This is a genomic window from Arenimonas sp., assembly GCF_022842045.1.
Lineage (GTDB): Bacteria > Pseudomonadota > Gammaproteobacteria > Xanthomonadales > Xanthomonadaceae > Arenimonas.
In genome coordinates this window covers 29,360-48,739 of record NZ_JALHQI010000017.1, presented here as the reverse complement: position 1 = coordinate 48,739, position 19,380 = coordinate 29,360, and the positions used below count along the sequence as shown (strand labels likewise).

The 19,380-nt window shown below is 71.1% G+C and carries 22 protein-coding genes; 16 read left to right on the top strand and 6 right to left on the bottom strand.

The genetic code is table 11. The features are described from left to right. Nucleotides 1-210 precede the first annotated feature (210 nt). Complete coding sequence (locus Q0C12_RS05755; protein ID WP_290887469.1) at nt 211-666, top strand: DUF192 domain-containing protein; 456 nt, start codon at nt 211-213, stop codon at nt 664-666. Between the two features lie 31 nt (nt 667-697). Continuing rightward, entirely contained in the window at nt 698-1,543 is an 846-nt protein-coding gene (locus Q0C12_RS05750; RefSeq protein WP_290887466.1) for a SirB1 family protein, read from the top strand. 25 nt (nt 1,544-1,568) lie between these two features. On the opposite strand, the gene Q0C12_RS05745 is transcribed toward Q0C12_RS05750, so the two are convergent. Then, a complete protein-coding gene (locus tag Q0C12_RS05745; protein WP_290887464.1) occupies nt 1,569-1,760 on the bottom strand; it encodes a rubredoxin in 192 nt (63 codons plus the stop codon). A 57-nt stretch (nt 1,761-1,817) separates the two neighbouring features. Here Q0C12_RS05745 and thiE point away from each other — a divergent pair, with 57 nt between their 5' ends. The 8 genes from thiE (at nt 1,818) to Q0C12_RS05705 (ending at nt 8,025) form a co-directional block, all read left to right on the top strand. After that, entirely contained in the window at nt 1,818-2,462 is a 645-nt protein-coding gene (gene thiE / locus Q0C12_RS05740; RefSeq protein WP_290887462.1) for a thiamine phosphate synthase, read from the top strand. Between the two features lie 4 nt (nt 2,463-2,466). Next, on the top strand, nt 2,467-3,759 hold the full coding sequence (gene hemL, locus Q0C12_RS05735) for a glutamate-1-semialdehyde 2,1-aminomutase (RefSeq protein WP_290887460.1): 1,293 nt from the start codon (nt 2,467-2,469) through the stop codon (nt 3,757-3,759). Beyond that, a complete protein-coding gene (locus Q0C12_RS05730; RefSeq protein WP_290887457.1) occupies nt 3,756-4,379 on the top strand; it encodes an HAD-IA family hydrolase in 624 nt (207 codons plus the stop codon). Before hemL ends, Q0C12_RS05730 begins: the two co-directional genes overlap by 4 nt. Beyond that, nucleotides 4,376-5,506, top strand: coding sequence for a PLP-dependent aspartate aminotransferase family protein (locus tag Q0C12_RS05725; RefSeq protein ID WP_290887454.1), 1,131 nt, complete (start codon nt 4,376-4,378; stop codon nt 5,504-5,506). The genes Q0C12_RS05730 and Q0C12_RS05725 overlap by 4 nt, the downstream gene beginning before the upstream one ends. Continuing rightward, nucleotides 5,503-6,357, top strand: a complete 855-nt coding sequence (locus Q0C12_RS05720; RefSeq protein ID WP_290887451.1) for an ion transporter — start codon at nt 5,503-5,505, stop codon at nt 6,355-6,357. Before Q0C12_RS05725 ends, Q0C12_RS05720 begins: the two co-directional genes overlap by 4 nt. A 114-nt stretch (nt 6,358-6,471) precedes the next feature. After that, complete coding sequence (locus Q0C12_RS05715) at nt 6,472-6,867, top strand: cyclic nucleotide-binding domain-containing protein (protein ID WP_290887448.1); 396 nt, start codon at nt 6,472-6,474, stop codon at nt 6,865-6,867. Between the two features lie 8 nt (nt 6,868-6,875). Then, a complete protein-coding gene (locus Q0C12_RS05710; RefSeq protein ID WP_290887445.1) occupies nt 6,876-7,190 on the top strand; it encodes a helix-turn-helix domain-containing protein in 315 nt (104 codons plus the stop codon). A 130-nt stretch (nt 7,191-7,320) separates the two neighbouring features. Beyond that, on the top strand, nt 7,321-8,025 hold the full coding sequence (locus Q0C12_RS05705) for a Crp/Fnr family transcriptional regulator (RefSeq protein WP_290887442.1): 705 nt from the start codon (nt 7,321-7,323) through the stop codon (nt 8,023-8,025). A 19-nt stretch (nt 8,026-8,044) separates the two neighbouring features. On the opposite strand, the gene Q0C12_RS05700 is transcribed toward Q0C12_RS05705, so the two are convergent. Both Q0C12_RS05700 and Q0C12_RS05695 read right to left on the bottom strand, forming a co-directional pair. Next, on the bottom strand, nt 8,045-8,464 hold the full coding sequence (locus tag Q0C12_RS05700; RefSeq protein ID WP_290887439.1) for a VOC family protein: 420 nt from the start codon (nt 8,462-8,464) through the stop codon (nt 8,045-8,047). After that, nucleotides 8,461-9,309, bottom strand: a complete 849-nt coding sequence (locus Q0C12_RS05695) for an NAD(P)-dependent oxidoreductase (protein ID WP_290887436.1) — start codon at nt 9,307-9,309, stop codon at nt 8,461-8,463. The genes Q0C12_RS05700 and Q0C12_RS05695 overlap by 4 nt, the downstream gene beginning before the upstream one ends. A 67-nt stretch (nt 9,310-9,376) precedes the next feature. Between Q0C12_RS05695 and Q0C12_RS05690 the strand changes: the two genes are divergently transcribed. Beyond that, on the top strand, nt 9,377-11,380 hold the full coding sequence (locus Q0C12_RS05690; protein ID WP_290887433.1) for a bifunctional DedA family/phosphatase PAP2 family protein: 2,004 nt from the start codon (nt 9,377-9,379) through the stop codon (nt 11,378-11,380). Nucleotides 11,381-11,386: 6 nt separating this feature from the next. On the opposite strand, the gene Q0C12_RS05685 is transcribed toward Q0C12_RS05690, so the two are convergent. From Q0C12_RS05685 to Q0C12_RS05675, 3 genes are read right to left on the bottom strand one after another with little or no spacing between them, the layout of a single operon-like run. Further along, the gene (locus tag Q0C12_RS05685) at nt 11,387-11,983 is read right to left on the bottom strand and encodes an LON peptidase substrate-binding domain-containing protein (RefSeq protein ID WP_290887472.1); all 597 of its coding nucleotides are present in this window, start codon (nt 11,981-11,983) and stop codon (nt 11,387-11,389) included. Next, nucleotides 11,980-13,338 (bottom strand): UDP-N-acetylmuramate:L-alanyl-gamma-D-glutamyl-meso-diaminopimelate ligase, encoded by a 1,359-nt coding sequence (mpl, locus tag Q0C12_RS05680; protein ID WP_290887430.1) that lies wholly within the window; start codon nt 13,336-13,338, stop codon nt 11,980-11,982. Before mpl ends, Q0C12_RS05685 begins: the two co-directional genes overlap by 4 nt. Before the next feature lie 38 nt (nt 13,339-13,376). Continuing rightward, nucleotides 13,377-13,955, bottom strand: coding sequence for an adenylate kinase (locus tag Q0C12_RS05675; RefSeq protein WP_290887428.1), 579 nt, complete (start codon nt 13,953-13,955; stop codon nt 13,377-13,379). 139 nt (nt 13,956-14,094) lie between these two features. On the opposite strand from Q0C12_RS05675, the gene Q0C12_RS05670 reads away from it, so the two are divergent. From Q0C12_RS05670 to Q0C12_RS05650, 5 genes are all read left to right on the top strand, one after another. Beyond that, nucleotides 14,095-15,348: a 6-phosphofructokinase gene (locus Q0C12_RS05670; RefSeq protein WP_290887425.1), complete on the top strand. Its 1,254-nt coding sequence runs from the start codon at nt 14,095-14,097 to the stop codon at nt 15,346-15,348. Nucleotides 15,349-15,464: 116 nt separating this feature from the next. Then, nucleotides 15,465-16,547, top strand: a complete 1,083-nt coding sequence (locus Q0C12_RS05665; RefSeq protein ID WP_290887422.1) for a DUF3617 family protein — start codon at nt 15,465-15,467, stop codon at nt 16,545-16,547. Between the two features lie 4 nt (nt 16,548-16,551). Further along, on the top strand, nt 16,552-17,379 hold the full coding sequence (locus Q0C12_RS05660; protein WP_290887420.1) for a serine hydrolase: 828 nt from the start codon (nt 16,552-16,554) through the stop codon (nt 17,377-17,379). Beyond that, complete coding sequence (locus tag Q0C12_RS05655; protein ID WP_290887418.1) at nt 17,376-18,791, top strand: hypothetical protein; 1,416 nt, start codon at nt 17,376-17,378, stop codon at nt 18,789-18,791. The genes Q0C12_RS05660 and Q0C12_RS05655 overlap by 4 nt, the downstream gene beginning before the upstream one ends. A 77-nt stretch (nt 18,792-18,868) precedes the next feature. Further along, on the top strand, nt 18,869-19,380 hold a 512-nt coding region (locus Q0C12_RS05650; protein ID WP_290887413.1), incomplete at its 3' end, for a hypothetical protein.

Sequence of the window (19,380 nt, the reverse complement as noted above, 5' to 3'; positions counted from 1 at the left end):
CCCGAGGGAGCCGCACATTATAGAGCAAGTTCCAAGGACGTCAACACCCCAAACCGCCCTTTTTTCCTCCCCCGCCGCCAGCCGAACAAGGCCGGGCGGTGAAGGGCCGCGAAGAATAGATGAAGCCACCGGCTTTGGGAAGCCCCCGTTTCGCTTGACAGTCCCGATGGCCATCACCGAACGTCGGGGCAACGCCTTCCGGAGCCACCCATGCGCCTGCCTACCGCCCTCCTGAGCCTGCTGCTGGTGCCACTGGCGGGCTGCGCCGCGGCCGGGAAGCCCTGGGTGGAGCTGCGTGGCGAGCGCTTCAGCGTGGAGATCGCCGACGACGAGGCGGAGCGCAACCGCGGCCTGATGTTCCGCGACCAGATGGCGGCCGACGCCGGCATGCTGTTCCTTTACGACGTCGAGCAGCCCCTCGCGTTCTGGATGAAGAACACGCGCATCCCGCTCGACATCCTCTACTTCGACCAGGACCGTCGACTGGTCTCCGCGCGCAAAGGCGTCCCGCCCTGCTCGCTCGGTGATCGCTGCCCGCCCTATCCCAGCGCCGCGCCCGCGCTCTACGTTTTGGAGTTGAACGCCGGCACCGCCGCGCGCCTCGGGGTCACCGATGGCGACGAACTGGTGTTCGGCCCAGGCATCCCCGAGCGTGGCGCACCTTGATTCAACAACGGAGGGCAACCACATGGGTGGCATGACCAATACGCATCCCCTGCCGGACTGGAACACCCTCGCCACGCTCGGCGACGACGAGCTGCCGCTGCTCGACACCGCCCTGCTGATCGCGCGCGACGAGTATCCCGATCTCGACGCCGCTGGCTACGCCGCGCAGGTGGACACCTACGCCTCTGCGCTTCGCCCGCAGCTGGAGCAGGACATCGACCTGCCCGCGCGCCTGACTGCGATCAACCGCTACCTGTTCGAGGAGATCGGCTTCGCGGGCAACAACGTGCAGTACGACGACCCGCGCAACAGCTACCTCAACCAGGTCGTCGACCGGAAGCTGGGCATTCCGATTTCGCTGGCGGTGATCCAGATGGAAGTGACGCGCCGCCTGGGCATGCCGCTCGACGGCATTTCGTTCCCGGGCCATTTCCTGGTGCGGCTGCCGGTGGACGACGGCATCCTGGTGCTCGACCCTTATAACAAGGGCCGCCCCGTCAGCGCGGATGAACTGCGCGAGCGCGCTTCGCCGCACCTCGGCGGCCAGGCGCCCGACGACCAGCAGCTGCTGCAGATCCTCGCCCCGGCGACGCACCGCATGATCCTGATGCGCATGCTGCGCAACCTGAAGGGGCTCTACCTCGAGCGCGGCGACTGGGAGCGCGTGGCGCGCAGCGCCGACCGCCTGCTCAAGCTCTCTCCCGATACCGCCGAAGCCCTGCGCGACCGCGGGCTGGCCTATCGCGAAATGGGCTATGCGAAGGGGGCGCGCGAAGACCTCGCCCGCTACCTGCAGCTGCTGCCGGAAGCCGAGGACCTGGACGCCGTGCGCACGGCGCTGATCGAACTGGGCAGCGGCAACGCGCGCCTCAACTGAGCGCGCGCACTGGCGGACGGCTGGCTCAGCCGGCCGGCACCATCTCGAAGTCGTCCTTGCTGACGCCGCAGTCCGGGCACACCCAGGTGTCCGGGATGTCTTCCCAACGCGTGCCCGGCGCGATGCCTTCCTCCGGCAAGCCATCGGCCTCGCTGTACATAAAGCCACAGACGACGCACATCCAGGTGCGGTAGGCGGCGGTGGTGCTCGTGCTCATTTCATTCTCGCGACTCGGGGACGGCTATCATTCTCGCACCATGCCGGCCGCCCCGAAATGAACGCTCCGTCAAGCTGGCCGCGCCGCGGCCTGTACCTGCTGACCCCGGACGACCCCGATACCGACCGCTTCCTCGCACGCGTGCTGCCGGTGCTGGCGGAAGGGCCGGTGTGGCTGCAGTACCGGAACAAGGCCGCCGGGCCCGGCGAGCGACGCCGCCAGATCGAGGCGCTGCTGCCCGCCTGCCGGGCGCTGGGCCTGCCGCTGCTGGTCAACGATGACTGGCGCCTGGCCGCCGAGACCGGGGCCGACGGCGCCCACCTCGGCCAGGACGACGGTTCGCTGGCCGAAGCGCGCCGGGCGCTGGGTCCCGCCGCGCTGCTGGGCGCCTCCTGCTACGACCAGCTCGACCTCGCACGACGCGCGGCGGCGGCCGGGGCGAGCTACGTCGCCTTCGGCGCATTTTTCCCGTCCGGTACCAAGCCGCTGGCGCGCCGGGCCGACCTGCGGCTACTGGCCGACAGCGTCTCGCTGGCGCTGCCGCGGGTGGCCATCGGCGGCATCACCCCGGACAATGCCCCCACCCTGGTGGCGGCCGGCGCCGACCTGCTGGCCGTGATCGGCGGCGTGTTCGATGCACCCGATCCCGCTGCCGCCGCGCGCGCCTACCGCCGCGCCTTCGACCCCCTTCCCAACGAGTAGACCGATGAACACCGCGACCAGCCACGACCTCTTCACCCGCGCCCTCGACCTCATGCCCGGCGGCGTGAACTCGCCCGTGCGCGCCTTCAAGTCGGTCGGCGGCGAACCCTTCTTCGCCAGGCGCGCCGAAGGCGCCTACCTGATCGACGTGGACGGCAATCGCTACGTGGACTACATCGGGAGCTGGGGCCCGATGATCGCCGGCCATGCGCATCCGGCCGTGCTCGAGGCGGTGTCGCGCACGATGGTCGACGGCCTGAGCTTCGGCGTGCCCAATGCGCTGGAAGTCACCATGGCCGAGACCGTGCGCAAGCTGGTGCCGTCGATGGAAATGATGCGCATGGTGAACTCCGGCACCGAGGCCACGCTGTCGGCGATCCGGCTGGCGCGCGGCGCCACCGGCCGCACCCGCATCGTCAAGTTCGAGGGCTGCTACCACGGCCACGGCGACAGCTTCCTGGTGAAGGCCGGCTCCGGCGCACTCACCTTCGGCCTGCCGAACTCGCCCGGCGTGCCCAAGGCGCTGGCGGACCTCACGCTCACGCTGCCGTACAACGATTTCGAGGCCGCGACGAAGCTGTTCGACGACGTCGGCGGCGAGATCGCCGGCGTGATCGTCGAGCCGATCGTCGGCAACGCCAACTGCATCCTGCCGCGCGAGGGCTACCTGCAGCACCTGCGCGCACTGTGCACGAAGCACGGCGCGGTGCTGATCTTCGACGAGGTTATGACCGGCTTCCGCGTCGCGCTCGGCGGCGCCCAGGCGCGCTATGGCGTCACGCCCGACCTGAGCACCTTCGGCAAGATCATCGGCGGCGGCATGCCGGTCGGCGCCTACGGCGGCCGTCGGGAACTCATGCAGCAGATCGCGCCGGCCGGCCCGATCTACCAGGCCGGCACGCTCAGCGGCAACCCGGTGGCGATGGCTGCCGGCCTGGCCACGCTGGGGCTGGTGCAGGCGCCGGGCTTCCACGAGAAGCTCGAAGCCAATACCCACGTACTGTGCGACGGACTGGAAGCCGCCGCGCGCGAGGCCGGCGTCGCCGTCACCACCACCCGCACCTGCGGCATGTTCGGCCTCTATTTCACCGATCGCCAGGTCGAGACCTTCGACGATGCGATGGCCAGCGATGCCGGCGCCTTCAGGCGCTTCTTCCATGCCATGCTCAAGCGCGGCGTCTACTTCGCGCCGTCGGCCTTCGAGGCCGGCTTCCTGTCCTCGGCGCACGGCGAGGCAGAGCTGCAGCACACCTTCGAAGCCGCGCGCGAGGCGTTCCGGGAAGTCCGCGCCGGATGAGCCCGCCGGTGCTGGTGCTGTTCGACCTCGACGACGTGCTGGTTGGCTACGACCACGCCCGCCGGCTGGCGACGCTGGCCGAACGCACCGGCACCACGCCCAAGGCCGCGCACCGCGCCCTGTTCACCGCCGGCGTCGAGAAGGCCGCCGACCAGGGCGTGCTGGACATCCCCGGCACGCTGGCGGCGCTGTCGAAGGAACTCGGCGCCGCCGTGACCCTGGACGACTGGATCGCCGCCCGATCCGACGCCATGTCGGCCCGTCCGGAAGTGCTGGCCTTGGCGAAGGCCGCCGCGGACGTGGCTGGCGTGGCGATCCTCACCAACAACGGGCTGCTGCTGCGTGACCACCTTGAACAGATGCACCCGCCACTCTTCCCGCTGTTCCGCGGCCGGGTGTTCTGCTCCGCACAGTTTGGCCGGAGCAAGCCCGACCCGGCGATCTATCGCGAGTGCGTCGCGGCGCTGGGCGTTTCGCCCGGCGATGCGCTGTTCATCGACGACAAGGTCGCCAACGCCAACGGCGCCCGCGCCGCCGGCCTGAGGGCGCATCATTACACCGGCAGTTCGAGCCTGCGCTCGGCGCTCATCACCCACCGCTTGCTGGAGCAAACCGCATGACCCGCATCGAAACCCTGGCCGTGCACGCCGGCGGCGAACCGGACAAGGAAACCGGCGCCGTCGCGCCGCCGATCCACCTCGCCACCACCTTCCAGCACGGCCCGGCCGGCGAGCGCCGCGCGGGCTACGAGTACCAGCGCGAACAGAACCCGACGCAGGACCGCCTGGAAACCGTGCTGGCGGCCATGGAGGGCGGCGCCGCGGCACTGGCCTTCGGTTCCGGCATGGCGGCGATGAACTGCCTGCTGGAGTCGCTGCCGCCGGGCAGCCACTTCCTTTACCCGCGCGATTGCTACACCGGCCTGCGTAGCCTGGCCAACGAATTCCTGCCCGAGCGCGGCGTCACCGCCACCGCCGTGGACATGGGCAACCCCGAGGCCGTGCGCGCCGCGCTGCGCCCCGAGACCCGGCTCATCTGGGCCGAGACACCGTCCAACCCGCGCCTCGAAGTGACCGACCTGGCCGCGCTGTCGGCGATCGCCCGCGCCCACGGCGCGCTGCTCGCCTGCGACAACACCTTCGCCACGCCGGTACTGCAGCGGCCGCTGGCGCTGGGCGCCGACGTGGTGATGCATTCCACCACCAAGTACCTCGGCGGCCACAGCGACGTGATGGGCGGCGCGCTGGTGTTCGCCAAGGCCGACGACCTGCACGCGCGCGTGGCGCACCGTCGCCACGTCACCGGCAACATCCTGGCGCCCTTCAGCGCCTGGCTGATCCTGCGCGGCGCGCGTTCGCTGCCGGCGCGCCTGGCCTGGCACTGCCGGAACGCACGCGCGCTGGCCGAAACGCTGGCCGCGCACCCGGCGGTCGAGGCCGTGCATTACCCGGGCCTGGCCACGCACCCGAACCACGCCGTCGCCGCGCGCCAGATGTCCGACTTCGGCGGCATGCTCAGCTTCCAGCTCAAGGGTGGCCGCGAGGCGGCACTGCGGGTGGCCGGTGCCTTGAAGCTGGCCATCAACGCCACCTCGCTGGGCGGCCCGGAAACCTTGGTCGAGCACCGCGCCTCGGTCGAAGGCGCGAACCCGCACACCGCGCAGAACCTGCTGCGCGTCTCCGTGGGCCTGGAACACCCCGACGACCTGCTGGCCGACTTCGGCCAGGCGCTGGACGCCGCCCTGTGAATCCCGGCCCGGCGCCGCTGGCCGAACGCTTCTCGCCGGCGGCGGAAAGCGGCTGGCGTGCGCGCTGGTTCGAGATCATTTTCCGGCACGAACCGGGCGCCCCGCGGCGCTTCGACCTGCTGCTGATCGGCGCGATCGTCGCCAGCGTCATCATCGTGATCCTCGACAGCGAGGCTGGTCTGCACGCGCGCTGGGGCACGTGGTTCTACGCGCTGGAATGGGGCTTCACCCTGCTGTTTACCGCCGAGTACCTCGCTCGGCTGGCGGTGGTGAAGCACCCGCTGCGCTACGCGCGCAGCTTCTACGGCGTCATCGACCTGCTGTCGATCCTGCCCACCTACCTCTCGCTGTTCCTGCCCGGCAGCCAGGCGCTGCTGGTGGTGCGGATACTGCGCATCCTGCGCATCTTCCGCGTGCTCAAGCTGATGGAGTACACCGAGGCCGGCGGGCTCCTCATCGGTGCGCTGTACCGCTCGCGGCGCAAGATCGCGGTCTTCCTGCTGGCGGTGCTGACGGTGGTGGTGATCTTCGGCGCGGCCATGTACGTGGTCGAAGGACCTGGGAACGGCTTCACCAGCATCCCGATCGCGATGTACTGGGCCATCGTCACCATGGCCACGGTCGGCTTCGGCGACATCACGCCGATGACGCCGCTGGGCCGCTTCGTCACCTCGGTGCTGATCCTGATCGGCTACGGCATCATCGCCGTGCCCACCGGCATCTACACCGCCGAACTGGCGGCCGGACTGCGCGAGCGCCGCAAGGTCGCCTGCCCCGGCTGCGGCCTGGCCGAACACGAGACCGATGCGGCCCACTGCCGGCGCTGCGGGACCGGACTGCCGCTCGTCTGACAGCGCCGCGCCACGCGCCACGGCGATATGTGCGGTACCGTACATATGCCGCCGCCCCGGGATATTTATAGTTTCCCGGCCGGCACCTGGCTGGCGCCGCCCGGAGCCGATCCCATGGATATCCGCTCCACCCCGACCCAGAACCACCTGCTCGCCGCCCTGCCGGCGGACGTGCAGGCGCGCATCTTCCCCTTGCTCGAGCCGGTCGACCTGCCGCTGGGCAAAGTGCTGTACGAGTCGGGCGACACCATGCGCCACGTCTACTTCCCGACCGATTCGATCGTTTCCCTGCTGTACGTGATGGAGAACGGCGCTTCCGCCGAGATATCCGTCGTCGGCAACGAGGGCGTGGTCGGCGTGGCGCTGTTCATGGGCGGCGAAAGCACCCCCAGCCGCGTCATCGTTCAGAGCGCCGGCCACGCCTTCCGGCTGGCGGGCGCGCGCACCAAGGAAGAGTTCCACCGCGACGGCGACATGCAGCAGCTGATGCTGCGCTACACGCGTCGCTGATCACCCAGATGGCCCAAACCGCCGTCTGCAACCGCCACCACAGCATCGACCAGCAGCTTTGCCGCTGGCTGCTGCTGTCGCTCGACCGGCTGGCCGGCAATCGGCTGGTGATGACCCAGGAGTTGATCGCCAACATGCTGGGCGTGCGTCGCGAAGGCGTCACCGAGTCCGCCAGTAAGCTGCAGAAGCTCGGCGTGATCAATTACGCCCGCGGCCGGATCACGGTGCTGGACCGGCCCCGGCTCGAACAGCTCAGCTGTGAGTGCTATGCCGTGGTGAAGCGTGAGACCGACCGCCTGCTGCCTTACGCGAAGAAGGAATGAGTCCGCCCCTGCAGGCGGCGCGTGTGTGTCGCATCGAACAGAGCGACCCGGCGGACTGCCACACACTCCGGTGAGCCCCTGGCGGCGCAGCCTCCTCGCGCCAGGCCCTGCCGTCCACCAGGAGCTCGCCTTGTCTGGGGCCGTCCCCGAACCGCTCGCGAACGCGCTCATCGCCGGATTGCCGCGCGCGGAGCAGCGCAGCCTGCTCGCTGCCTGCAACCCGGTGGACCTGGTGCCCGGCAACCTGCTCTGCCAGCCCGGCAGCCCGCTGCGCGACGCCTGCTTCCCGCTTTCGGGCTGCATTGCGCTGGCGACCTCGGTCGGCGCCCACCCGCCGCTGGACATGGCCCTGGTCGGCAGCGAGGGCATGCTGGGCCTGTCGTTGGCGCTGGGCGTCGGCGGCGGGGAACCGATGCTCGGCATCGTCAAGTGCCCGGGCCAGGCGCTGCGGATGCCGGCGGCCCGGTTCCGGCGCGAGCTTGCGGCCAACCCGCGGCTGGCGCGTGCGGTGCATCGCCAACTGTTGGCGCTGCTGGCGCAGCTGGCGCGCACCGCGGCCTGCAACAGCTTCCACGAGGTGCAGGCGCGGCTGGCGCGCTGGCTGCTGATGCTGCACGACCGCGCCCACGCCGACCATTTCCACATGACCCACGAACTGCTGGCCGACATGCTGGGTGTTCAGCGCAGCGCCGTCACCATCGCCGCCGGGGCCATGCAGAGGGCACGCGTGATCAGCTACTCGCGCGGCGAAATCCAGGTGCTCCACCGCAGGGGCCTGGAGGCCCTGTCCTGCGAGTGCTACCGGGATTCGCGCCCGCCGCCGACGCGGCGCTAGGCCCGCGGCAGGCGCGCGGTCACCATTGCCCGGTGTTGGGCATCGACGCCCACGGCTCGGCCGGGGCCAGGGCCTCGCCCTTCTGCAGCAATTCGATCGAGACCAGGTCGGGCGAGCGCACGAAGGCCATGCGCCCATCGCGCGGCGGGCGGTTGATGACGACACCGTGCGCCTGCAGCCGCTCGCAGGCGGCGTAGATGTCATCCACCTCGAAGGCCAGGTGGCCGAAGTTGCGGGCCGACCCGTAGTCCTCGTCGTCGTAGTTGAAGGTCAGCTCGACCTCCACGTCCGGGTTCGCCGGCGCGGCCAGGTACAGCAGGGTGAAGCGCCCCTGCGGGTAGTCCCGGCGCCGCGTCTCCACCAGCCCGAGGGCGTCGCGGTAGAAGGCCAGGGACGCGTCCAGGTCGCGGACGCGGACCATCGCATGCAGGTATCTCATCGGCGCAGGGCCTCCTCGAGTTCGGGATCGTCGAGGAACAGGTCCGGCAGCAGCGGCTGTGACGGGTCCACCGCATAGCGGCTGAAGTCGGTGACGCCGCGCGCGCGCAGCAGCGCCTCGTCGATCAGGAAGTTACCGGAGAAGCCTGCCGAAGGCGTCGTCAACACCGCGTGCGCGGCGTCGGCCAGGATCTCCGGCGTGCGGCAGCCTTCCACGTGCACGCCGGGAATCATCTTCAGGGCGTCGGTGGCGATCACGGTGCGCGGCCAGAGCGCGTTCACCGCGACGCCCTGCGGGCCGAACTCGGCGGCCAGGCCCAGGGTCACGAAGCTCATGCCCATCTTCGCCAGCGTGTAGCCGGTGTGCGGGCCCCACCACTTCGGATCGAGGTTGGGCGGCGGCGCCAGCGTGAGGATGTGCGGGTTGGCGGCCTGCAGCAGGTGCGGCAGGCAGTGCTGGGCGCAGAGGAAGCTGCCGCGGCTGTTCACCTGCTGCATCAGGTCGAAGCGCTTCATCGGCGTCTCGAGCGCGCCCTTGAGCCAGATCGCGCTGGCGTTGTTGACCAGGATGTCGATGCCGCCGAAGCGCGCGACCGTGGCGGCCACCGCGGCCTGCACCTGGTCTTCTTCACGGATGTCGCACTGCAGGGCCAGGCCCTGGCCGCCGGCCGCATCCACCGCGGCCGCGGCCGTGTGGATGGTGCCGGGCAGCTTGGGATTGGGCACGCCGGACTTGGCGGCAATGGCCACGTTGGCGCCGTCCCGGGCCGCGCGCAGCGCGATGGCCAGGCCAATGCCGCGCGAGGCGCCGGTGATGAAGAGGGTCTTGCCGCGAAGGTCGGACATGGATGACTCCTGAACTTTCGTCGCAGTGTAAACCGGCGGACGCGGTGGCCAGCCTATAATCCCGGCCATGGATTCCGCCCGCCTGGATGCCCTGGTCACCTGGATCGGCCAAAACCCGATCGCGGCGGGCCTGGTCATCTTCCTGATCGCCTTCGGCGACGCCCTGGTCATCGTCGGCGTGGCCATTCCGGCGGTGCCGCTGCTGTTCGCGGTCGGCACCCTGGTCGGCCTCGGCCACGTGGACGGCACCTATGCCCTTGCCTGCGCCACGCTCGGCGCCTTCGTCGGCGACGGCATCAGCTACTGGGTGGGCCACCGCTACGGGCCGCAGCTGCGCCAGCACTGGCCCTTCTACAAGCACCCGCAGTGGCTCGAGCGCGGCGAAATCACCTTCAAGCGCCACGGCATGAAGTCGATCGTGATGGCACGCTACATCGGCGCCATCCGCCCGTTCGTGCCCGCCATCGCCGGCATGCTGAAGATGAAGCTGCGCCAGTACGTGCCGGCCAGCGCGCTGGCGGCGCTGGTGTGGTCGGCCACCTTCCTGGCGCCGGGGTGGCTGTTCGGCACCTCGCTGGAGCTGGTGGCCGCGGTCGCCGGCCGGCTCGCCGTCGTTCTCGCCGTGGTGCTGGTGCTGGTGGCGGCGATCTGGGCCTTCGTGTTCTACAGCTGGCGCTGGCTGGGCGCGCACACCACCGGCATGATCGAACGCGCGCTGGCCTGGTCGCACCGGCACCCGGTGCTGGGCCGCTACTCCGAAGCGCTCATCGATCCGAACCGGCCGGAGTCGGCCTCGCTGCTGCTGCTGGGCGTGGTGCTGCTGGCGGCTGGCTGGGGCTTCTTCCAGATCCTGATCTCGGTCGGTGGCGGCAGCGCACCGTCGCAGCTGGACATGACGGTGCACCAACTGATGTTCGGGCTGCGCAACCCGCTGGCCGACGTCGCGATGGCCTTCCTCGCCACGATCGGTGACGCGGTGGTGCTGACGCCGGCGGTGCTGGCCGTGTTCGGCTGGCTGCTGTGGCGGCGCCGGCACGTCGCGGCCTGGCACTGGCTGGCGGCGCCGGCCTTCGCGGTGGTGCTGACCTGGTTCCTGGGCTACCTGCTGGACATGCCCAAGCCGCCGGCCTCGACCGCGGTGCTGGGCTTCAGCTTCCCGTCCGCATCGGTGACGATGGCGACGGTGGTCTACGGATTCTTCGCGGTGCTGATCGCGCGCGAACTGCCCGGGCGCCGGCGCGCCTGGCCCTACGTGGTGGCGGCGCTGGCGGTGTCCCTGCTCGGGTTCTCGCGGCTCTACCTGGGCGCGCACTGGCTCAGCGACGTGCTGGCCGGGATCCTGCTCGGCCTGCTCTGGATCGCCGCGCTCGGCATCGCCTACCGGCGCCGCGTGGTGCGCTCGTTCTGGGTGCGGCCCACGGCCACCATTTTCTTCGTCGCCATACTTGGCATGGCCACCTGGCACGGCAGCCGCAGCGCCGACACCCTGCTGGCGCGCTTCGATCCGCCGCTGGTGCCGGAGCAGGTCGACGGCGAGGCGTGGTGGCGCGACGGCTGGCAGCAGCAGCTGCCCGCGCGCCGCAATGAACTGCATGGCCGCGACGCCTGGCCGCTGAACGTGCAGCTGGCCGGTCCGCTGGATTCGGTGCGCGCGCGCCTGCTGCTGTCGGGCTGGGAGAACTACCGCACCGGCGGTTGGACCGGTCTGCTGCAAACCCTGGACAAGGACGTGACGCCGCGCGAACTGCCCGTGCTGCCGGCCACGCACCAGGGTCGCGCCGAGGCGCTGGTGATGGTGCGGCGGGGCGCCGACCCCGGCGAGATGGTGGTGCTGCGGCTGTGGGCGACGCCGCTGCGGCTGCAGCCGGACCGCGAGCCGGCGTGGATAGGCACGGTGCACACGCTGCGCTTCACGCGGCGGCTGGATTTCTTCAGCTACTGGCAGGCGCAGCCGGGCGAAGACGCGCTGCTCGACGGGCTGCACCGCGACACCCCGGGGCTCGAGTCGGCGCTGGAGGCGCGCACCGACGATGGCCAGCGCGTGTTGCGCCTGCGGCCCGCGTCGCGCTGAGGCGCGTTATTCCGGCTGGAAATCGGGCAGCCGGCCCAGCAGCCACTGCAGGCGCTCGTGCGGGTCGTCGAGCTGCATCAGCTGCTGGCGTTCGGTTGGATCCAGCGGCAGCCATTCGGCCAGGCGCCAGCCCACGTGCGCGGCATCGGCCAGCCGGCCCTTGCCGACGCCGTCGTGCTCGTGTCCGGCCTTGTCGAGGATGCGCGCCAGCAGCACCGACAGCAGCGCGTGCTCGTCGCGCAGCGTTGCCGGCGCGGGCTCGGGCCGCCACGACACGTCGCCGAGCAACAGGCCGTCGTTGCGCACGCGGGTGCGCTCGACGTGGAAGCGGCGCCGGCCTTCGACCGTGATGCCCAGCAGGCCGTCGTCGGTCATCGCGAAGTCCACGATCACGGCCTCGGTGCCGAGTGCGGCCGGGATCGCCGGTTCGCCGGCCTCGCGGCCGTCCAGGATCAGGCAGATGCCGAAGCCCTCGCCGCTGCGCGCGCAGCGTTTGACCAGGTCGAGGTAGCGCGGCTCGAAAATGCGCAGCGACAGCTGTCCGCCGGGGAACAGCACGGTCGACAGCGGGAACAGCGGCAGCTCCTGGGCGTCCACGCTCAGCCGGCCAGCGTGGCCAGGAAGCGGCGGGGCGCGCCTTCGAAGCCGCCGTTGGACATGAACACGACGTGGTCGCCAGGCTGCGCGCGCGCGTCCAGCGCCGCGATGAGTTCATCCACGCCCGGTACCGCCTCGCCCTCGCCGCGCAGCGCGGCAACGACCTTGCCGGCGTCCCAGGCCAGCTCGGGCCGGTGCAGGAACACCACCGCATCGGCCTGCGCCAGCGAGGGCGCAATCTCGGCCGCGTGCGCGCCAAGCCGCATCGAATTGCTGCGCGGCTCCATCGCCACCAGGATGCGTGCGCTGCCCACGCGCGCGCGCAGGCCTTCGAGCGTGGTGCGGATGGCGGTCGGGTGATGCGCGAAGTCGTCGTACACGGTGACGCCGCGCGCCTCGCCCAGCTTCTCCATCCGCCGCTTCACGCTGACGAACTCCGACAGCGCGGGGATGGCGCGCGACAGGTCGGCGCCCACGGCGTTCGCGGCGGCGATCGCGGCCAGACCGTTCATCACGCTGTGCCGGCCGGACAGCGACCAGCGCACCGTTCCCACCACTTCGCCACGATGCAGCACGTCGAAGTGCGAGCCGTCGGCCGCGCGCAGGCGCGCGGTCCAGTCGAAGTCACCGTCCAGGCCGAAGCGCTCCACCGGCGTCCAGCATCCCATGTCGAGCACCTGCTGAAGGCTGGCTTCCTCGCCGTTGACGATCAGGCGGCCGCGACCAGGCACGATGCGCACCATGTGGTGGAACTGGCGCTGGATCGCGGCCAGGTCCGGGAAGATGTCGGCGTGGTCGAACTCGAGGTTGTTGAGGATCGCCACCGTCGGCCGGTAGTGCACGAACTTGCTGCGCTTGTCGAAGAACGCGGTGTCGTACTCGTCGGCCTCGACCACGAATTCGCGGCCGGAACCGATGCGCGCCGACACCCCGAAGTTCTCCGGCACGCCGCCGACCAGGAAGCCGGGGTCGCGGCCGGCGGCCTCGAGCAGCCAGGCCAGGATCGAGGTCGTGGTGGTCTTGCCGTGGGTGCCGGCCACGGCCAGCGTCTCGCGGCCCGGCAGCACGTGCTCGCTCAGCCACTGCGCGCCGGAGGTGTACTTCAGGCCGTGGTCGAGAACGTGCTCGACCGCGGGGTTGCCGCGCGAGAGCGCGTTGCCCACCACCACCACGTCGGTGTCGGCGGCCAGGTGCGCGGCGGAATAGCCCGAGGCCAGCGAGATACCCAGCGCTTCGAGCTGGGTGGACATCGGCGGGTAGACGTTTTGGTCGGAACCATCGACGGCATGGCCCAGCTCGCGCGCGAGCGCGGCGACGCCGCCCATGAAGGTGCCGCAGATGCCGAGGATGTGCAGTTTCATGCGTGCGAGGCGCGGGCCGCGGCGGACCGCGGCGGCGCTCAGCCGACGTCGGGCGTCGGCGCCAGCACTTCGATGATGCGCTGGAGCACGGCGTCCATGCTGCCCACGCCGTCGACGCAGGCCAGGCGGCCGGAGTTGCGGTAGAAATCCACCACCGGCGCGGTGGCCTGGTTGTAGACGTTCAGGCGGTTGCGCACGGCTTCCGGGGTGTCGTCGGCGCGGCCTTCGGCCTGGGCTCGGCCGGCGAGGCGGGTGATCAGCAGCTCGGTGTCGACGTCCAGCTGCACGGCGATGTCCACCGGCTGCTGCAGGCGCGCCAGCAGCGCGTCGAGCGCATTGGCCTGGGCCAGGTTGCGCGGGTAACCGTCGAGGATGAAGCCGTTGCCGGTGTCGCCGGCGGTCAGGCGCTCTTCCAGCATGCCCAGCACGATCTCGTCGGAGACCAGCTCGCCGGCGGCCATCACCGCCTGCGCCTGCAGGCCCAGCGGGGTGCCCGCCTTGACGGCCGCGCGCAGCAGTTCGCCGGTGGAAATATGCGGCACCTGCAGGTGCTCGCGAAGGCGCGTGGCCTGCGTGCCCTTGCCCGAGCCGGGCGCGCCGAGGAGAACCAGTCGCATGCTTCAAAACCCCTATAAACAAGGACGCACGGCGCCGTCCTCACCCCGTTTGGCTATAGTGGGGCCGCTGACTGGCCGTGCGAATGTGGAAACGCTACTGGCCGGGCCGCTCCAAGTCAATGAAAAACAGGAAAAACCCATGAGCAAAGGAACGCTCCTCTACGCCCAGTCCGGCGGGGTCACCGCCGTCATCAACGCCACCGCCAGCGCGGTGATCCAGGCCGCCCGCGGCCGCAAGGTCAAGGTGCTGGCCGCCCGCAACGGCATCCTCGGCGCCCTGCGCGAGGACCTGGTGGATACCTCCAAGGAATCCCCGGCCGCGATCCGGGCCCTGGCCCATACCCCGGGCGGGGCCTTCGGGTCCTGCCGCTACAAGCTCAAGTCGCTGGAAGAAGACCAGCCCAAGTACCAGCGCCTGCTGGACGTGTTCGACGCCCACGACGTGCGCTGGTTCCTCTACAACGGCGGCAACGATTCGGCCGACACCGCCCTGAAGCTCTCGCAGATGGCGGCCGCCACCGGCTACCCGCTCACCTGCATCGGCGTGCCCAAGACGGTCGACAACGACCTGGTGGTCACCGACTGCTGCCCGGGCTTCGGTTCCGCGGCCAAGTACACCGCCGTCTCGGTGGCCGAAGCCGCCCTCGACGTGGCGGCGATGGCCGACACCTCGACCAAGGTCTTCGTCTACGAAGTGATGGGCCGGCACGCCGGCTGGCTGGCCGCGGCCGCGGGCCTGGCCGCCACCGAAAAGGACGCCGCGCCCCAGGTCATCCTGTTCCCCGAGGTCGCCTATGACGAGGCGAAGTTCCTCGACCGGGTGCAGGCCGTCGTGAAGAAGGTCGGCTGGTGCGTGGTGGTCGTGTCCGAGGGCATCCGCCACCCGGACGGCCGCTTCGTGGCCGATGCCGGCGGCGGCAAGGACGCTTTCGGCCACAGCCAGCTGGGCGGCGTCGGCCCGCTGCTGGCCGCCACGGTGAAGGACAAGCTGGGCCTTAAGGTGCACTGGACGGTGCCCGACTACCTTCAGCGCTCGGCCCGCCACCTGGCCTCGAAGACCGACCTCGAGCACGCCCTGGCCGTCGGCCGGGCCGCCGTGGACTACGCGCTGGAAGGCCGCAATGGCGTGATGCCGGTGATCGTGCGGACCTCGCAGGAACCCTATCGCTGGAAGGTCGAGGCCGCCCCGGTGGCGCGCATCGCCAACCGCGAGAAGACCATGCCCAAGGGATTCATCGACCGCAGCGGCTACGGCATCACCGCCGCCTGCCGCCAGTACCTCGAACCCCTGGTGCGGGGCGAGGCGCCGCCGCCGTACCGTCCGGACGGCCTGCCCGATTACGTTCGTCTCAAGCTGACGACCGTGGCGAAGAAACTACCGCCCTACGGCTGATCCCCAGGCCGTGCCCTCCGGCCCGGATGGCACGGTGACCGCCGGCACATCCGGGAACGAAAGGCCGCTGGGAGCATACGCACCCTTTGCGCCCACCTCGTTCCCGGAGAGCTCCCTTGAAGTCCATCCGCCCCTTCCTCGCCCTGGCCGCCGCGCTGGGCCTCGTGTCCGCGGGCACCGCCCTCTCGCAGGCGGGCAGCGGCAATCTCTACCGCGTCACCTCGAAGATGGAGATGGTGGGCATGCCCTTCTCCATGCCGGCGACCACGGTGGACGTCTGCGGCCCGAAGGACCAGGCCAGCGAGAAGATGGTGCCGCACGACGAGAACTGCACCATCAGCAACTTCCGCGTGTCCGGCAACAAGTCGAGTTTCGACATGGCCTGCCGCGGCGAGAACCCGATGACCGCGCGCGGCGAGTTCGAGCGCCTGGGCCCGGATGCCTACCGCGGCCGCATGCAGATGAAGGGCAACATGGAGGGCCAGCCGGTCGACATGACCATGGACTTCGAGGGCAAGAAGATCCGCGACTGCAACTACGCCACTGAATCGCCGGCCGCCCAGGGCGCCGCGATGATCGCCAAGACCTGCGAAGACATGCTTCGCCAGCCCTCGCCGATGGCCTACCAGAGCTTCGCCGGCCCCAACGCCGTCTGCGCGACCTACAAGCCGCGCTACTGCAGCGCCATGCTGGCGCAATCGGTGAATCCGGAGTTCATCCGCACCAACGACGACATCCTCAAGCAGTCGCCGGCCGGCCTGGCCAGCTTCTGGGACGCGTTCGCGGCCTGCGGCACGCCGCGCCAGGCGGCGCTGGCCAAGGCCTGCCCGATGGCGGAGAAGAGCCGCGACTTCGCCTTCATCACCGGGTACTGCCCGAACCTGGTGGCGAAGGCCTGCGCCGGCGCCGACCCGCGCAAGGACGCCGAGTTCGTGGTCGCCAGCTGCCCGGCGCAGGCCAAGGCCGCGGCCGCCGCGCATTGTGCCGGCCGCGACTACACCGCGATGCGCGCCTCCCCCTACGCGAACTTCTGCGGCCGCTATGCCGGCGGCCAGCTGCAGCAGCGCAATGCCGGCGCGGCCGCGCCGTCGCCGGCGGCGGCACCGACGACCGCGCCCGCGGCCGAGGATGCAGCGAAGAAGCCCTCCTGGCGCGATCGCCTGCGCGATGCCAAGGACAAGCTGACCGGCGAGGACTGATCGCATGCGCGGGTTCGCGCTGGCCGTGCTGCTGGGCCTGGCCGGCACGACCGTCCACGCGTCGGCGCCGGCCACGGCGCCGACCGACGCCTTCCCGGACGTCGCGCGCGCGTATCGCGTCGAGATCAATGGCCGGCCGGTCTGGGCCGGCGGCGACCGCCAGCGCCTGCCGATGGCCAGCCTGGCGAAGCTGATGACCGCGCTGCTGCTCGCCGAGTCGGCGGACCTGGACCAGGCGCTCGTGGTCAGCCCCGCCGCCGCGCGCGCCACCGGCTCGCGCATCGGCCTGCGCGCCGGTGAGCGCATGCGCGCCTCGGACCTGTTCGACGCGATGCTGGTGCGCTCGGCCAACGACGCCTGCCGCGCGCTGGCCGACTGGCACGGCGGCGACCTGCCGCGCTTCGTCGCCCGCATGAACGCACGCGCGGCCGAGTTGGGGCTGCACGAAACCACCTTCGCCAACGCCTGCGGGCACGACGCCCCGGGCCAGGCCAGCAGCACGCGCGACCTGGCGGCGCTGGCGCGCGCCGCGATGGCCCAGCCGCGCATCGCCGACACCGTCGCAAAGACGCGCGTGGCCTTCCGCAGCCCGGATGGCCGCGACTTCGCCATGGACACCACCAATGCCCTGCTGCAGCAGTTCGAAGGCGCGCTCGGCATCAAGACCGGCTACACGCCGGGTGCGGGCCGCTGCCTGGTGGCGCTGGCGCGCCGCGGCGAGGACGAAGTGCTGGTGGTGATGCTGCACGCGCCGGATCGCTGGTGGGACACCGTGGCGCTGATGGAGCTGGCCTTCGACCACGCCCGCCGGGCGCGCGCCCCCGCGCCATGAGCCGGGCCGGGCGCCTCGCCGGCGCGGCGGCACTGCTGCTGGCGATCACCTGGGCCTACGCCGCGGCCCTGGCCGCACCCTTCCACTTCGACGACTTCCACGTGATCGTCGACAACCCGCGCGTGCACGGGCTGGCGGCGTGGTGGGCCTCGATGCCGGGCATCCGGCCGCTGCTCAAGCTCAGCTATGCGCTGGACTGGTCGCGGTCGCTGACGGCGGCCGGATTCCACGCGACCAACCTCTCCCTGCACGGCTTTAATGCGCTGCTGGCCTGGGCGGTGTCGCGCCAGTGGCTGGCGCGCCTGGCGCCAGGCCTGCCGGACCCCGGGTCGGCGGCGTGGTGCGTTGCGCTGCTGTTCGCCCTGCATCCCGCGGCCACCGAGGCGGTGACCTATGTCAGCGGACGTTCGCAGTCGCTGATGGCGCTGTTCTACCTCGCCGCACTTTGGACGCACGTCCATGTGCGGGAGCGCGGCTTGGGCGGCGCCTGGCGGGCGCTGTCGCCGCTGTTGTTCGCGGCGGCGCTGGGCGTGCGCGAAACGGCGGTAACCCTGCCTTTCGCGCTGGCGCTGCTGGCGTGGTTCGCCGGGGACTCGCCGCGCGAAGCGCTGCGCGGGCTGGCGGGTCATTGGCTGGTGCTGGCGCTGGCGGCGGGACTGGCCATGGCGTGGCCAGGTTATGGCGACTTCTTCGGCACCAGTCTGCAGGTGCGCGGCTTCGCGGAGCAGCTTGCGGGGCAGTCGGTCGCCGCCGGGCATCTGTTCGGACACAGCCTGTTCGGCCTTCGGACGAACCTGGACCCGGACCTGCGCGTGCCGGACGCCGTAGTCCCGCACGCCATCGGGTTCGCGTTGTCCGGCCTGGCCGCGGCGGGCCTGGCCGTGCTCGCGCGGGGGCGCCGGCCCTGGCTGGGCTTCGCGATCGCCTGGACGCTGCTGCAGCTGGTTCCGACCCAGTCGCTGCTGCCGCGGCTGGATCTCGCCAACGACCGGCATCTCTACCTCGTCCTGCCCGGTGTCGCCCTGGCCGCGGTCGCCGCGCTGGCCGGGGTGGCCGAGCGCCGGCTGGCGGGGGGCGTGCTGCTCTTGCTGGCCCTGGTGCTGGCCAGTGCCACCCGGGCCCGCAACGAGGACTATCGCAGCGAACTGGCCCTGTGGACCGCCACGGCGGCGGCCTCGCCCGGCAAGGCCCGGGCCTGGAGCAACCTGGGCTGGGCCCGCGGGCAGGCCGGTGATGTCGAGGGGGCGCGGCGCGCCTACGCCTGCGCGCTGGCGCGCGACCCCGGCCACGCGCAGGCGCGGATCAACCTGTCGCTCCTGCCGCCGGCGGGACCGGACCCCGCCTGCGACGCCGGCAACGGCCGGCGTCAAGCGGGCAAGTTCGGCTTGTTGCCTGGCGAATGCGACTGCTAGTGTCCGCATTTCCACTCGTGGCCCACGCCATGTCACACCCTCGGTTCGCCGCCCAAATCGCTTGCCTGTGGCTCCTGATGTCGCCCTTCGCGCAGGCGCAGGACCCGGAGCGGGCCACGCACGTCACCGTACCAGCGGGCACCGAGCTCAGTCTCGAATTGGTGGAGTCGCTCGACTCGCGCAACCACCACCGCGGCCACGCCTTTGCCATGCGCGTGGCCGAGCCCTTGCTCATCGACGGGCAACTGCTGGTTCCGGCGGGCGCGCCGGTGGCCGGCGAAGTGGTGCATGCCGACCGCGCCCGCGGCAGCGGCCAGCCCGGCGAGCTGGTGCTCGCAGCCCGCACGCTCACCCTGGGCGACCAGGTGCTGGCGCTGCGCGGACTCAAGCCCGAGGCCCCGGTGGTGGGCAAGGACCGTACGCGCACGGTCAATGGCGTCGCGGTGGCGTTCGCGCCGGCGGCGCTGATGATCCGCGGCGGCGAGAAAGTCTTCCCGGCGGGCAGCCGGGTGACCGCGAAGCTTCGCGACGCGGTCGAACTGCCCGTCTTGCCGGAACCCGCGGACCCCGGCCAGGCGCCCGAACCCGA

Bases quoted from the DNA above. Each gene is read 5' to 3' on its own strand.
- Q0C12_RS05695 (WP_290887436.1), bottom strand. From the start codon at position 9,309: ATGTCCGACCTTCGCGGCAAGACCCTCTTCATCACCGGCGCCTCGCGC.
- Q0C12_RS05655 (WP_290887418.1), top strand. From the start codon at position 17,376: ATGAGCCGGGCCGGGCGCCTCGCCGGCGCGGCGGCACTGCTGCTGGCG.
- Q0C12_RS05755 (WP_290887469.1), top strand. From the start codon at position 211: ATGCGCCTGCCTACCGCCCTCCTGAGCCTGCTGCTGGTGCCACTGGCG.
- thiE (WP_290887462.1), top strand. From the start codon at position 1,818: ATGAACGCTCCGTCAAGCTGGCCGCGCCGCGGCCTGTACCTGCTGACC.
- Q0C12_RS05670 (WP_290887425.1), top strand. From the start codon at position 14,095: ATGAGCAAAGGAACGCTCCTCTACGCCCAGTCCGGCGGGGTCACCGCC.
- Q0C12_RS05700 (WP_290887439.1), bottom strand. From the start codon at position 8,464: ATGAGATACCTGCATGCGATGGTCCGCGTCCGCGACCTGGACGCGTCC.
- Q0C12_RS05675 (WP_290887428.1), bottom strand. From the start codon at position 13,955: ATGCGACTGGTTCTCCTCGGCGCGCCCGGCTCGGGCAAGGGCACGCAG.
- hemL (WP_290887460.1), top strand. From the start codon at position 2,467: ATGAACACCGCGACCAGCCACGACCTCTTCACCCGCGCCCTCGACCTC.
- mpl (WP_290887430.1), bottom strand. From the start codon at position 13,338: ATGAAACTGCACATCCTCGGCATCTGCGGCACCTTCATGGGCGGCGTC.
- Q0C12_RS05710 (WP_290887445.1), top strand. From the start codon at position 6,876: ATGGCCCAAACCGCCGTCTGCAACCGCCACCACAGCATCGACCAGCAG.
- Q0C12_RS05730 (WP_290887457.1), top strand. From the start codon at position 3,756: ATGAGCCCGCCGGTGCTGGTGCTGTTCGACCTCGACGACGTGCTGGTT.
- Q0C12_RS05715 (WP_290887448.1), top strand. From the start codon at position 6,472: ATGGATATCCGCTCCACCCCGACCCAGAACCACCTGCTCGCCGCCCTG.
- Q0C12_RS05750 (WP_290887466.1), top strand. From the start codon at position 698: ATGACCAATACGCATCCCCTGCCGGACTGGAACACCCTCGCCACGCTC.
- Q0C12_RS05660 (WP_290887420.1), top strand. From the start codon at position 16,552: ATGCGCGGGTTCGCGCTGGCCGTGCTGCTGGGCCTGGCCGGCACGACC.
- Q0C12_RS05745 (WP_290887464.1), bottom strand. From the start codon at position 1,760: ATGAGCACGAGCACCACCGCCGCCTACCGCACCTGGATGTGCGTCGTC.
- Q0C12_RS05725 (WP_290887454.1), top strand. From the start codon at position 4,376: ATGACCCGCATCGAAACCCTGGCCGTGCACGCCGGCGGCGAACCGGAC.
- Q0C12_RS05690 (WP_290887433.1), top strand. From the start codon at position 9,377: ATGGATTCCGCCCGCCTGGATGCCCTGGTCACCTGGATCGGCCAAAAC.